Here is a 14,343-nt window from a genome sequence, read left to right as displayed (position 1 = left end):
ACGTGTTTTGATCATGGCGAAAATCGGACTATCCACTGCAATTTTAAGCGAATGCCTTCCGTAAGGCCATGTTACAGACCAATAACAATATCGGCCCGCAACCCACCCAATTCGGCGCTTTCACCTAGACGCAAAACGCCCCCATGCGCTCGGGCAATATCGGCGGCAATCGCCAAACCCAGCCCAACACCGGACCCGCGATCTTGGTTGCGCGCCGGGTCAAGCCGTACAAAGGGACGCATCGCTCTCTCACGTTCCTCTGCGGGAATTCCAGGGCCGTCATCCTCAACCCGAATGCGCAACGCCTTGGCCGAAAGAAAAACCGACACACGACAGCACGAACCATATCGACGGGCATTGCCCACAAGATTCTCCACGGCGCGACGCATGGGCCTCGGGCGTAATCGCACCTCGCCATCACCTTCCAGTTCGGCAATTTCAACATCTTGCCCGGTGCGCTGAGCGTCTTGGACGATGTCGGTGACCAACATGAATGGGTCAACAAGCTCGGTTTCAGCGTCTTGTGCGTCCCCTCGTGCGAAATCCAGAAAGGAATCAATCAAAAGCTGCATCTCTTCAACGTCTTGCTCTAGCGGCGCACGGTCCTCTTCCTCCAAAAGTGACAATCCCAAACGCAACCGTGTGATTGGCGTGCGCAAATCATGGCTGACACCGGACAGCATCATAGTGCGCTGTTCGATATGACGTTCGATTCTCGCCCTCATGTCGACAAAGGCACTGCCTGCGGCGCGAACTTCTACGGCACCTGACGGCGAATAGACTTCGTGACGCCCACGACCAAAGGCCTCGGCCGCGGTTGCAAGGCGTGTGATCGGACGCAGTTGATTGCGAAGATACAAGAACGCAATCAACGTCATTAAAACACCAAAAAACACCATATTAACAAGTAATTGGTGCGGGTTGGTCGCTGAAACACGGCCCCGGCTCGTTTCGACGAGGAATAAGGTGTCGTCACGCCGGATATAGAGCTCAACCACCCCGTCATCGGGCAAGGCGACACGCTGTAACCCTGGAATTTTCCGGTTCAGCTCGCGGATCACCACTACTCCGGTAAAGTCATACCAGCGCCGAATATCTTCCGCGGGAACGACGCTTTCGTCCACCACAGAAATTTCCAGATCGAGTTGTTTTAATGCGTCAACTTGAGAGTTGGACAGGCTCAGCGCCAAATTGGTAGCGCGTGCCAACTCACGACTCATTTGCTGGGTCACGTCATCAAAATGGCGCTGAATAAAGATGACCGAAACAACCAATTGTAGCGTGACCACCGGTAAAACCAGGATCAATGCGGCCCGCCCATACAAACTGCGCGGCATATATTGTTTGAGCCATTTGAACGACATGAGATAAGCCTACCCAAAGCCACGCGGCGCTACCATCGCGAAAAGGACAAACGATGCAAGATCCTCAACCTGATTTCAAACCGAGTGTTGGAGTTGCAGAAGACCTTTCGCCGGGCTTGCGTCGCATTCTGGCACCAAATCCCTCACCGATGACGTTTCGCGGTACAAACACTTACCTGTTGGGCACCTCCGAGTTGGCTGTTATCGATCCCGGCCCCGATGACCCCGCCCACCTTCAGGCAATCGAATCTGCGGTCCTACCGGGGCAAAAAATCACCCACATATTTGTCACCCATGCCCATCTTGACCATTCCCCTTTGGCGAGTCCGCTGGCCAATCGTGTTGATGCGCCAGTTTTGGCCTTTGGCCGGGCAGAAGATGGTCGCAGCAAAACGATGACACGTTTGGCTCTTTCCGGGTGCGTCGGAGGTGGAGAAGGCGTCGATCAGGCATTTGCCCCTGATATCCACCTGTCAGACGATCAAGTCATCAAAGGCAAAGATTGGAGCTTGCGGGCGTTACACACGCCCGGTCACATGGCCAATCACCTTTGTTTTGCTTGGGATAATGTTTTGTTCTCTGGTGACCTTGTAATGGGTTGGGCCAGTTCTTTGGTTTCGCCCCCCGATGGTGATCTTGGGGGGTTCATGGCCTCCTTGCAAAGGCTTGATAGGACCAGCTGGGACACCTTTCACGCCGGCCACGGCGCCCCCATCACCACGCCCAACGCCCGAGTTCAAGAACTCTTGGCGCATCGCATGGCGCGCGAGTCTTCAATCCTTGAAGGCTTGGCAGCCGGTCCGGCAAACGCCCAACGGTTAGCTCGGATGATTTACACCGAAACTCCAGAGGCATTGCTTCCTGCTGCGTCACGCAACGTTTTGGCGCACCTCATTGATCTCATGGATAAATCCTTCATCGAACCGGTTTCAGAATTGTCGGAAACTGCTGTTTTTCGTCGGATTTAGTCCAAGGTGAAAAAAAACTTCATTTTGTTCAAAATCCCTCTGGACGCCCGAAATTCTCGTAGCTATACACCCCCACATATTCCGGCGTAGCTCAGCGGTAGAGCAGTTGACTGTTAATCAATTGGCCGTAGGTTCGATCCCTACCGCCGGAGCCATAAAAAGTCCTTGAGTCTTAACGGCTCGAGGGCTTTTTTGTTTTCTATCAAATCACAAGCTCCCGCTTGTATCGCAATCGGCTCGCTCCCGATGCCAGTTGCGGCACCACAGCGGTGAAGCGCAAGCGCTGCATCTGGCCCTTCCCCCCCCTAATCCCATAAAGCTATGAGAGTTTCAGGCGTTTGGCGAAAAACAGGACGCGTGAATGGCGGAGCACAAGCTTTGGGGTTACTAAGTTAGCAAGTCGGCGGCCGGAAAAATTTCTGGCCCAACGATTTGAAACGGTAAGCTACGCGGTGCATCCAAGAAGATGGGCAGTCAGCGCAAGAAGTGGCTGCAGAGATTGGCGCTCATGAGTGCCTTGTTCGCTACTGGTCAGTGGCTGACCGGCGGTGCCGAGGCGAGAAAATCGCGCTAGAAGGCCCAGCCTTCACCTCACTGAACGTCGAGGCAAATACTCCTGTGCTGAAGGCATCTATTCAGAACGCTGGAAAAGCTGGGTTTGGCCGCATCCTCTTCGGTGGCTTGTCGGTTTTGTTGAACAAATCACATAGAGGTCAGACGTCCCCTCACACCGGACGGATTTATCTTACGGGTTCTGTCTTGGGAATGCCAAGCGCAGTGAAGCCGTTGCGGATCGCAGAACGGATCTGGATGTCCGCGACCTGTTGATCGAAGTCACGCGCGGAGACGCACTGACCGAGCAGATTCACAAAATTCATTTTGCCTCAACGCGACTTCGGCGGTGGTATCCGGTAACTTTCTTCAGCAACGCGCGACCCAGATATTTTGATGCTCGGACGGCTTCGTTTCGCGCCTTTGCTCCCGAGGAGTCGGGCTTACACAGCTTAGCGTACTTACGCGGTGGAATGACGGCATGGGCCTTTCGCGTTGCGATGGCGTGTTGGCATTTGCGCGTGTCGTTAGCCCAATCCATTGCCCGGCAGGCAGATTGCGCAGCGATCTGCCGAGAAGGGGCCGTGACACTGGCAATCTCTTGGTCGGGCGGGATCTGATCGAACAGGTCAGGAAACATGGGTGCATCACCAATGCTGCTACTCGTGACCTCAACTGCAAGTAATTCCAGCGTTTTCTCATCTATCCCAATGTGTTTCTTAGACCACAAGCGACATTTGGAGCCACGATGCGCGTGCGTTCCATTCACCTTCGCCCTAAGCCTTGACACCTGTACTATCGATCAAGAGATGCAAGGGGCCTCCTGAGCCACGATATGGAATGTTCACCGTCAGGGTTTTCTGGCCACGACACAGCGTACTGAAGTCTGGAACCGTCCAACTCAACCCAACCAACTCAAACATGCTTTCTTCAAACCCTGTCGTTTGTCTCAGAGGCAAACTGAACATAACCTTAAAGGTCAGGCATGCTTGGATTGCAGCGTCGCTATAGGCTTGCTGCCGTCCTCGGCGATCAGAACGTTCGGCTTCCCAAATCATCTCAGCAAGAAACCAGATTGATAGGGAACGGCGCTGTTTCAAAACTCGATTATAGTCTGACCAGTTCTTGGTCTTGTAAGTCGTTGGTGCCCAGCTTCTCATGACCGTTGGCTATCACGCTAGATTCGCAACATGAATCCCCCCAACCGATTTATGCGACAAAGCCAGTCTGCTCCAATTGTATAAAAACGTAGCCAAATGTGGGACGCAAATTACATTGGATGGTTTTAGTTCAGTCGTACGAGGCGTGCCCTGAACTCGAAAGAGATTGTCGCGAAAATCTCGCAGTTTTTGGTGCTGTCCGTCCAAACTAGATTTTTGACACCACAAGACAAAGATCAAGCGTCCTGGAGTTGCCATTCAAAAATGCATTCAATCGTCAGGGCGCGATTGTCTTTCATTACTCCCTTAAGACGGCTGTATTAGATGCCGATACACCCGTAAAAACGGTTAAAGCAGGCACCATTATTTGGCGCCTGCCAGCAAAATTGTCCTTGTCACTTAGGCAAATAGAATATCATCCGATCCCGTTACGATGATGGTGGCGATTGCCGTGTCCAAACCTCCATTGCCGTCGTCTACTGTGTAGGCAAAGGTGTCGGTCGCGGTCTCTCCGCTGTCCAAATACTCGAACATACCATTAGCGGAATAGGTGAATGTACCATCGCCATTGTTGATGACGTCACCAAGGGTACTGCTGTCATCAATCGTGAACACAAAAGCATCGCTGTCAGGATCGGCAAATTCCGCCGCCACCGTGACCGAGGGACTTGGTCCATTCAGCGCTGAGCTGAACTGAACCCCATCCACGCGCAGATCATCGGTCCGCAAGTATTCGTAATTCAGCGGGCCAACCGAAATATGCGCATCCACTGTGACGCCATTGCCAAGATCAAGCCCGTCAATGTTCAGCTCAATGCTATCGATACTTTGGTTATTGTCGGCAAACCCAATCCACTGCGGGCCCGACACATCAACGGCACCGTTCCCCCCGTTTATGACCCAATCGGTAGGAGCAATTGCTTCTGCTGCACCGTCCACGTACACTTGGCCTGCAAACCCCCAACCCGAGTTATTGGGGTTCGGTTGCACGATCACGCCATTGCCATCGCTTAGATATTGTGCGGCGATCTGGTCAAAATTGTTGTTTTGCCCGCCGTCGCGCGGAATCGTAGTCGCGGTGCCCGTATCGAAATCATAGACATAGAAACGACCGGCATTTGGGATCGTATAGGCTCCGACGCTATCGGAGTCGGCTACCTGTGAATCTTCGCCAACGGTTCCTGTCACCGCGCCTGCAATGGGCGCATCGTTTTGACCTGTTATGGTTACGGTGACAGTTTCAGTATCAATCCCGCCATTGCCGTCATCTACGGTATAGGTGAACGCGTCAGTCGCGGTCTCGCCATCAGAGAGATAGTCAAAGACGCCATTTGCGGCGTAGGCAAAGGTGCCGTCTCCGTTGTTTGTAACTACGCCGAGCGTGTCTGTGGTATCGACGCTGAACGTATGGATATCAGAAATATCTACGTCCGAGACGTCCGCTGAAATGGTGATCGCGGGGCCATCTTCGTCAGCGGTGTCGCTAACAGCCATGGCCACCGGAGCATCATTTTGCCCCTGAATGGTGATGGTTACTGTCTCGGTGGCGACGCCGCCATTGCCGTCAGCAACCGTATAAAGGAAGGTATCCGTCGCAGTTTCACTAGCGCCGAGAGTGGCGAAGGCGGTGGTTGGATCGTACCCGAATGTGCCATCGCCGTTGTTTGTAACCACGCCACGTGTGTCTGTTGTATCAATGGTGAAACTATGGCTGTCGTTGGTGTCGATGTCGCTAAATTCGGAAACGACAACGGTCGCGGCGTCTTCGGACGCGGTCGCCGACACCGCCAAGGCTAAAGGGGCGTCATTCTGACCCTCTATGGTAATGTCGTAGGTCACGGTCGTGGAACCGCCTTGACCATCCGAAATCACCAGGGTGACGGTTTCTGTAATGCTCTCACCGGCGCCGAGACTGTCATAGGCGTTGCCCGGCTCAAATGACACGGATGTGCCTCCACCGACGCCGATCTGACCAACCTGGCTGACACCGCTGTCTTGGGTGGTCAATGTGCCATTGCCGGTAACGCTCGCCGAAACCAGCTCAACCGAGGACCCGTCGATATCATAGAAATCCACCTGAAAACTCAGCGCCTCGCCCTGAGAGGTTTCCAGACCGTCATCCCGTAGGATCACCAGTGGGTCGTTGTTGGACCTCAAATCCAGTGTGAAGTCGTCGAATTGCAAGATTTCAAAGCTATGCAGAAGATCGCAACCATCCGCTCCTTGGACAAGGTTCCAACGCCCGCATCCGAAACTAAGAACTTTATAGTCCAACACTGAGCCGGAAAAGACCGCAGTGTCCTGCCCCCGGCCACCAAACATCACGTCGTTTCCACCGCCCCCTTCCACAGTGTCGTCGCCACGTCCGGTAAAGATATAGTCACCATGGTCAGAGCCAGTGACGTCATCGTCACCACGGTGCGTCCGGATGAATTTCCCATGCGACGCGCTTGATGCATCAACTTCCTTGTCCGTATTTCTCTTGTGACCGCGACCGCGATATCCCATGATGACCCTCCAATATTGCCTTTGGACCGCTTTCGCGCTCCTTCCCCAAGCCTTCGCGCGCACCCAAACAGAGGAAAATCGCGCAAAAACAAGCTAGTTTTAATGAGTTGAGGGTATGAGCGACAATCACCCAAACGGGTGATTGTTAAGAGCGAAACAGAAAGTTGTTTCCTTGGAAACAACAATGCGTCCAAAATGGTCTCAACGACTTGGGGAGAATAATGGGAACTACCGATCGGATTATGAGCGGCTGGCAGCTCGTCTGTTTCAGCGCTCTAAGCGCACCTTTGGCCATGGTTAGCTTCGCGGTTGTAAGCTTTGTGCCAACCTTCTACGCAATAGACATGGGGCTCGGACTGGCGGTTGTAGGTGCCGTTTTTATGTTTGGTCGGTTTTTCGATGTGTTTACGGATCCATTGATCGGAGCGCTCAGCGACCGAACCGGCGGAGCACGCGGTCCCCGGGTGCCATGGATGGTGTTATCCTTCCCCGGTGTTTTGCTATTTGCTTGGTTGTTGCTCGCCCCGCAAGATGCGGTTGGCCCAATTTACCTGTTCTGTGTGGTTTCCGGATATCTGCTTTTTGTAACCGCTTTTGATGTGCCCTACTCCAGCATCGGCCTAGAGATTTCTCCCAACGTGCACGAGCGTTCGGTTCTGGCCGGCACCAAGGCCGTGTTTCAGATATTGGGCGCATTGGCCGCCTCATTGGCTCCGCTCATCATCGGGTCACAGATGGGGGTATCCTTGGCGACGTTGGCGTTGGCCTTTTTGATAACGATGCCCGTGGCATTGGCAGTGTTCTTCATATGGGCCCCGCGACGGACACATCCGGTTGTCCAAACCCGAATGAGCCCGTGGACCGCATGGCGCAACTGCCTGCAAGAGCGTGCGTTTCGCAAGCTAATGATCGTGTTTTTTGCCGTTCAAGCGGCCAACGCCATGACGGTCGGTCTTCTGGTTTTGTTTGTCACACACGTTCTGAAGGCCCCCGCTATGGTGGGTCAGATGTTCTTGCTGTTGCTAGTAGGAACCGCCTTTTTTGTACCGCTTTGGATTCTGCTTTCCAAAAAGATCGGCAAGCGCAAAACTTGGGCATGTGCCATCATGATTTGCACCGGTGTTTTGTCGGCCTGCTACGCCGTTGGGGTCGGAGACACAGTCATGATGCAAGCGATTTGCGTTGGCCTTGGGGCCTGTATGACCTGCGATGCGGTCATGCCGACCTCAATGCTTGCAGATATCGTTGCGCGCGACGAAGCCGACAGCGGCCACCCAAGAGCGGCCAGCTATTTGGCTTTGAAAAACGCGGCCTCAAAAATGGCCTTTGTTGCGCCTATGGGGATTGCCTTTCCTATTTTGGGGATGGCCGGTTTCGATAAATCCGGCGCAGATGGTCCCGAGTCTATTGGCCTGCTCTTATTCTTTTTTACCGGGCTACCGGGCGTGCTTAGGTTGGCCGTTGCTGGGTATTTATGGTTCCAGTCGGATGATTTGACTGAGGCCGCCACAGCATCATGAGCCAAGCATTCGTTCCACCAACTTCGGTCGAAATCCGGGCCGAAGAAGCGCGCTTGTTACGAGAGCGGGCGCATGGCTCTGCCAGATCTGTCTTTATTCTGATCGCATTGATCGCAATTAGCCTTGCCTCTGTGCATCTCTATCGAGAGGCTTTGATCTGGACCTGCCTTGCTTCGGTTATGGTCGCGATCACGATACTATACGCCCGGTTTTGGTTGCACTCAGACGACACCCCAAAACAGGTCGACCAATATCTGATCGGGCACATCGTAATCTCTGCCTGCACCGGATTGCTCTGGGCAAAAGGTGCGATCGAGCTGGCCAGCCCGACATCAGAGCTTCAGACGTTTTTGGCGGGTTTGTTTTTGACCTCGATCACCGCAGGCGGGGTCATGGCCGGGACCGTGTATCGCCCGGGTTACCTCGCTATTGCTGTATGCTCTTTGCTACCCTTTGGCCTGTATCTCTTGTTTACGATGGATGGCGTCCTTCGCATTTATGGTGGGTTCATCCTGTTTTATTTGAGCTTCTGTTTCACCACCAACAAAACGGCCAGTCAAAAGACACGCGATGCGCTAGCGGCCAAATTGGTCAGCCGTCAGGCTGAAAAAGCACTGGAAGAGTTTGCCGAAGCCGCCAAGCATCAACGAGCGGCCAAACGATCTTTGGAAGCTATTCGACATGACATGGCCCAGCCCCTATTGGCCCTGCGAAATTTCTTGGCCGAGATGGATCGCCAAGCCAGTTCACCGGAACAAGCGGTTCTCGTGCGCCAAATCCGCCTTGCGTTGATTAGCCAAGAAGCGCTGGTTGAGGAACTCTCGAATGTGGAGCAGCCCGCCCAAGAACCGGCGCAGGCTGAGATCGACGTGGCGGATTTGGTGGCTCAGTTGGACGATGAATATCGCCCGCAATTTGCCGCCGAAGGCTGCGATTTCACCGTGGACGTTGATTTGGATGTCATCGAAAGTGACCGCCCCAAGCTTGAGCGTATTCTTCGAAATTTTCTAAGCAACGCGGTAAAATATGGGGCCTCTGGTGGCGCGGTACGATTGACGGTTTATGCGACCGACACCGAGAGCCTCTGGCAAGTCACCGACCAAGGCCCAGGTATGACACAGGACCAAATTCAAGCGGTGCGCCAAGGAGAAGATTTGCCAGCGACCCACAGTGGCCGCGGTTTGGGGCTGGGCATTGTACGGCAACTCGCCCATGAGCTTGACGGCACATTTGAGATCAAATCCAGCGAAACCAAAGGCACGCAAGTGACGCTTCGACTGCCGAGGGTGCAAATTGAGACGCCACAGGAACAAGCCTTCGTACTGGTTGTTGGGCAGGAGACCCTCCCAACTATGGGCGCATGGGCGGATTTGGTCTCGTCCTGGGTTTGGAAATTTGCCCATGCGGATACCTGTGAAGATGCGGCCGAAGCGATCACGGTTCTGGGGCAAGTGCCGGATTTGATCGTGCTTGACCCAGCCGCGGGCCAAACATTTTCTCCTGAAGAGATTGGTGACCTACGCCAATTCGCCCCGACAACGCGCCTTTTGCGGGCCGCAAATACGGACGCGCAAAGCTGGACCCAAGACACGATTGAACTGCCCAGACGGGAAATAGAATTACGGCGCGCATTGGAGCGATCGCTTCAGAACAACGCCAATTCGCGTGCTCTTTGAACCGCTGCGGCGCGGGTTCCTACAGAGAGCTCCCGAAAGATCGTTTTGGCGTGGGTTTTGACGGTGTTCTCGCTAATGGTAAGGGCGCGGGCAATGTCCTTGTTGGTAGAACCTTCCGCCATCATTGACAGGATACGTTGCTGCTGTGGGCCAAGTTTTGGCCGAACCACCGTGTCTGTTCCATCGGATTGAAACATCGTGCGACGTGCTCCATTCTCAATTGACTTGGCTGGTAACGGCCCTTCTGCAAAAGCAGCGGTGATCGCGTCGAGCAAAACATGTTCTTCACAAGACTTGTGAACAAAACGAAACGCCCCGACCATTTGGGCGTTGGTGCGGGTGATAGCATCTTCGGATGCGGATAAAACGATCACTTGAACGCCAATGTTTCTTGCCCGCAACGCTCCGATCAGCGCAATCCCATTGAAGGGTTTCATGGCCAAGTCGGTAATCACCACATCCCAGGTTTGGCCATTGTCGGTTTCTTGTAGAAAGTCAGTGGCCGTCGTGAAACTCCGCACATCAAGGTCCAAAGGCGACCTTTCAAACACATAGAAAAGCCCCTGTAAGAAAATGGCATGGTCATCAATTATGGCCAAGCGGATCGGTCGGCTTTCCAATTCTTTTCACCTCACTCAGTCATACGCTTGAACCAATTGCCGTCGTAAACGGTATATCGTGCAAAGTACTATTTCATTACTATTGGGTGTGACATTTTTGTTCAACAACGTTGAGCCCAACAGGTTGATCATAAATAAACAAATGATGTCCGGTTGAGCTTGTAGCTCTGTACCGACAAGCGCTACCCCATGTCCGCACGTACCAGTTTTCCAAAGATCGGTTACCTTGCAGGAGAAACTTTCGATTTTGGAGATCTCACTTGGCCTTTTAAGAACACCTCAACCGAAATAATCACGACACTATTTTCTTCGGTATTTCAGGCCACAACCCGGCCTTTGACCCCTCTAGCAACGCCAAAATTAGGTGGTACATAAGGCGTGTCAGGGACTCATCCCAAACGACAAGACCATCAGCATCCAGTTGATTGCAAAAATATGGATGCTGTTCGAACCAACGCTGGAACACAAGACAAAGCAAATTTTGCGCGCGCTCACCGGTCAAAGGATCACCAGCTTTGTGACGCATCGACAATATTTTGATTGCTTCGGTTTGAGGCCACAAGAGAAACGTGTTTTCAACAACTTTCCCCTCTGTCGAAACGGCATCAAAAACAGCCCCCTTCAAGGGGCCGTCTTGAGAAAAACCATATTTTTCGGCAAATCTAAAGAGATGTTCGGCCGGCGCAAGCAGACGGGAATCCTCAGAAAGATCGGCCTCTTCCAACATCAGCCAAGCCCATTCGCATTGATGCCCAACCTCGCGCCGTTGGCCAGCCCTACCCGGCAAAGGCTCTAAGTTGTGCGTTAGGAATTCAGCAACACTGCCACTGTGATCATTCATGAAAAACCGCAGCCCGACGTTGCGCAAACCCGCCGCACGCGAAAGCCAGACGGTTTCGTTTGTCATGCGAAAAGCCTGCAAGCATGCCTCATAGAGGTGCATATGGGGGTTTTGTGCAGGGCCCGTTTCTATTCCGCTATCGTCGTTCAGGAGCAGACCAGTCGCGGGATCGGTTAGCTGGGTTTCAATAGCTTCCCAACACGCATCAATCCGAACCGTCGCCTCTTTTGATGGTGAAAGCTTGTTCCATGTGACCAACCCCAAAATGACAAAGGTCTGGTCATAACTGCGAGCGACTTCATCCTCTTGGTTGCCAGTCGGAGTTCCGTCTCGGGTCATATTGCATCGAAACAAGCCCGGTTCTTTTTCGAATTTATTAATAAAAAACAATTGCTTCCGGGCAACCTCGGTGAGCACCTTATCTCCGGATAACAGCGCAACATACGAGAAAGTGAAAAGCGCACGTGCCTGAGCAAGAAGCGATTTTCCAGACTTCAAATCTGGTTTGCCCTCAGCATCGAGTGCATCAAATACACCGCCTTGATTGTCTTGAACCTGCGTGACCCAGTTGGCAAAAAATCCCCGCCAAAACCACTCCGACCAATACTTTGCATCTTTTGTCATAGGGTGGCCTTACTTGAACCTGTCGGGCTTAATTTCTTGGGAAACCAAAACGCATTGTTCGCAAAGACAATAATCAACAGCAAGATCAAAACCATTGTCAGCAAGATAGTCGCGACGTCGCGCATCACCCGTACATCGTAGATCCATGCTATTTGCACTGAACTCAAAAGGGGTGGACAACGAAGCACAACGGCCCAGGTCTACAGCTTTCCATATTTAGCGGCTCATGCTGTACAATCAGTCGCCCGAAAAAATCCATGCACTACAACAAGGAAACGTCGACAAGAGCAGTATGAGCACTGCTTCCCTGACCAAGTTTGGAGGTCCCAACATCCAAGGTTAAGACATTTGGGTTTCCATTTTTATCAATGTTATCATGAGCCTCGCCGTACCATGCCCCAGTGGGGAGCGCGACGACGCCTTGAACAATATCGCCACTCACCAATGCCCGGGCGCGACAGGCCCCGCGTGAATTGAATACCCGAACGATTTCACCTGTTTCGATGCCGCGTTTAGCAGCATCCTCTGGGTTCATGACAATTGTTTCGGGCCGTGCCCCTTCAACATCTTGCAAAGCCGCCTCCAATTGGCTGTGCAACTTGTCTCCGGGTTGTGGCGAAACAAGGTGCAAAGGGGCCTTATCGCTTGCGTCTCCAAGCCATTCAGACGGCGGCAACCACATCGGATGACCACCACAATCCGTATAGTTAAACCGTTCGATCGTTTCAGAGAAGATTTCGATTTTTCCGGATGGTGTTTTCAACGCGTGTTCTCGAGGATTTTGTCGAAAACGCGCGAGCTGTGACGTCGTATGGCTGGTGTTCTTTATAGGAAGGTGAATCCAGTTTTGTTTTCGGAGTTGATCAAAATTCGGAACAGGTATTTCTGACACATCAGACCGATTTTCGTATTCTTGATAGAGGGTTCTAAGCCATTCCTCGCCTGACCGGCCTTCTGAAAACGCCGGCTCAGTCCCTAAGCGATCTGATAAGCCCACAAAAATATCGTAGTCATCGCGTGCTTGGCCTTGTGGTGCTATCATCTGGGGCATGTTGAACAGGTAATCATCCATGCTTGAGCGGCCAATATCCTCGCGCTCATACGGGGTGGTTGCCGGAAACACGATGTCGGCCCGTTTGGCGGTGGCTGTCCACCAGGGTTCATTGACAATAACACAATCGGGTTGCTGCCACGCCTTGTGTAACCGGTTAAGATCTTGGTGGTGGTGGAACGGATTACCTCCGGCCCAATAGACCAGCTTGATATCTGGGTAAGGCTCTGTTTTTCCATTAAAATCATAAGGCACGCCAGGGTTCAAAAGCATGTCTGCAATTCGCGCCACAGGGATTTGGGTTTTGATTGGGTTTTGTCCTTGATCCAAGGTCATACCGCTCATAGCTCGCATCGATTTTCCGATGCCACCAATTGCCCCATAGCCATAGCCGACCCCGCCGCCGGGCAAGCCGATCTGACCGAGCATTGCGCCAAGAACCACAGACATCCAATAGGGCTGCTCGCCATGTTCGGCACGCTGCAACGACCAAGACAGGGTGATCAACGTCCTGGTTTTCGCCATACGACGAGCTAGTTCGCGAATAGAGTCCGGGGCAACTCCGCATAACCCGCTTGCCCATTCCGGCGTTTTTGCGACACCGTCACTCGTGCCTTTTAGATAGGGTAAAAACCGTTCAAACCCAGTCGTGTAGTTTTCCAAAAACGCCTGATCGGTGAGCCCTTCGTCTTCGAGGACATAGGCAAGCGCTAACATCAGAGCGGTGTCCGTGGCTGGCCTACATTTCAACCAGTCGCAACCATCAACACTATCAGTACGTTGGGGGCCAATGTTAATGCATCGCATCCCCTTGTCGGCAAACACATCAAACCAGGTTTTGGTATCATGTTCGGTGATGCCACCCATACTGACTTGGGCGTTTTTCGGGTTAATCCCGCCAAACATAACGAGCGTTTCGGTATGATCTGCAATGGTTTGCCAGCTGTCTTGACAGTCATAAGTGTACTGGAGGAACGGCGTGCCCAAAACATGGGGCATAATCGCTTGCGCGCATCCAGTTGAATAACTTCCAAACGACGAGACATAGCCGCCGATTTTGTTAAGAAACCGGTGAACTTGGCTTTGGGCATGGTGGAAACGGCCGGCTGAGCTCCAGCCATACGACCCGCCATAAATAGCCTCATTGCCGTGGGTTTTGCGAATGCGATCAATTTCGGCCGCGGCGATATCCAGGGCCTCATCCCAAGGCAATTCGACATAGTCACCGTCGCCGCGCCCTGCCCTATCCCGCTTCTCGAGCCAGGCCCGGCGGATTGATGGTCGCGCGACACGTAACTTGTGATGAACGGCCGCCGGAACGGCTTGGGGAATGTCGGTCGGATTGGGGTCGGCCTTGAACGGGCGGGTGGCGATGATTTTGCCATCCTGCACGTCAACTTCGAACGCACCCCAATGGCTTGAGGTTACTTTGGTAACAATCGAATTGTCTTGTGCCACG

At 53.0% G+C, this 14,343-nt stretch carries 8 protein-coding genes, 1 tRNA gene and 1 pseudogene; 4 read left to right on the top strand and 6 right to left on the bottom strand.

Features of this window, described 5'->3' with window-relative positions; translation table 11 throughout:
* Positions 1 to 71: 71 nt before the first annotated feature.
* Complete coding sequence (locus Q1A43_RS08390; protein ID WP_299934125.1) at positions 72 to 1,364, bottom strand: ATP-binding protein; 1,293 nt, start codon at positions 1,362 to 1,364, stop codon at positions 72 to 74.
* A 53-nt stretch (positions 1,365 to 1,417) separates the two neighbouring features.
* On the opposite strand from Q1A43_RS08390, the gene Q1A43_RS08385 reads away from it, so the two are divergent.
* Both Q1A43_RS08385 and Q1A43_RS08380 read left to right on the top strand, forming a co-directional pair.
* Positions 1,418 to 2,332, top strand: a complete 915-nt coding sequence (locus Q1A43_RS08385; RefSeq protein WP_299934123.1) for an MBL fold metallo-hydrolase — start codon at positions 1,418 to 1,420, stop codon at positions 2,330 to 2,332.
* A gap of 80 nt (positions 2,333 to 2,412) precedes the next feature.
* A tRNA-Asn gene (locus tag Q1A43_RS08380) sits at positions 2,413 to 2,487 on the top strand.
* Positions 2,488 to 3,072: 585 nt separating this feature from the next.
* On the opposite strand, the pseudogene Q1A43_RS08375 reads toward Q1A43_RS08380, so the two are convergent.
* Both Q1A43_RS08375 and Q1A43_RS08370 read right to left on the bottom strand, forming a co-directional pair.
* Positions 3,073 to 4,044: pseudogene (locus Q1A43_RS08375) on the bottom strand (IS5 family transposase).
* Between the two features lie 399 nt (positions 4,045 to 4,443).
* Positions 4,444 to 6,552 (bottom strand): Ig-like domain-containing protein, encoded by a 2,109-nt coding sequence (locus tag Q1A43_RS08370; protein ID WP_299934121.1) that lies wholly within the window; start codon positions 6,550 to 6,552, stop codon positions 4,444 to 4,446.
* A gap of 221 nt (positions 6,553 to 6,773) precedes the next feature.
* Here Q1A43_RS08370 and Q1A43_RS08365 point away from each other — a divergent pair, with 221 nt between their 5' ends.
* On the top strand, positions 6,774 to 8,072 hold the full coding sequence (locus Q1A43_RS08365) for an MFS transporter (RefSeq protein ID WP_299934119.1): 1,299 nt from the start codon (positions 6,774 to 6,776) through the stop codon (positions 8,070 to 8,072).
* Positions 8,069 to 9,748, top strand: coding sequence for a HAMP domain-containing sensor histidine kinase (locus Q1A43_RS08360; protein ID WP_299934117.1), 1,680 nt, complete (start codon positions 8,069 to 8,071; stop codon positions 9,746 to 9,748). Before Q1A43_RS08365 ends, Q1A43_RS08360 begins: the two co-directional genes overlap by 4 nt.
* Here Q1A43_RS08360 and Q1A43_RS08355 read toward each other — a convergent pair.
* From Q1A43_RS08355 to Q1A43_RS08345, 3 genes are all read right to left on the bottom strand, one after another.
* A complete protein-coding gene (locus Q1A43_RS08355) occupies positions 9,718 to 10,368 on the bottom strand; it encodes a response regulator transcription factor (protein ID WP_299934116.1) in 651 nt (216 codons plus the stop codon). The two genes, Q1A43_RS08360 and Q1A43_RS08355, sit on opposite strands and share 31 nt — an antisense overlap.
* A 292-nt stretch (positions 10,369 to 10,660) precedes the next feature.
* Positions 10,661 to 11,833 (bottom strand): AGE family epimerase/isomerase, encoded by a 1,173-nt coding sequence (locus Q1A43_RS08350; protein ID WP_299934114.1) that lies wholly within the window; start codon positions 11,831 to 11,833, stop codon positions 10,661 to 10,663.
* 262 nt (positions 11,834 to 12,095) lie between these two features.
* The gene (locus Q1A43_RS08345) at positions 12,096 to 14,342 is read right to left on the bottom strand and encodes a molybdopterin-dependent oxidoreductase (protein ID WP_299934112.1); all 2,247 of its coding nucleotides are present in this window, start codon (positions 14,340 to 14,342) and stop codon (positions 12,096 to 12,098) included.
* Position 14,343: the final 1 nt, after the last annotated feature.

The sequence above is a fragment of the uncultured Pelagimonas sp. genome (assembly GCF_947498515.1).
Lineage (GTDB): Bacteria > Pseudomonadota > Alphaproteobacteria > Rhodobacterales > Rhodobacteraceae > Pelagimonas.
The sequence above is the reverse complement of the archived record's forward strand: the minus strand, read 5'-3'. Positions and strand labels throughout refer to the sequence as shown.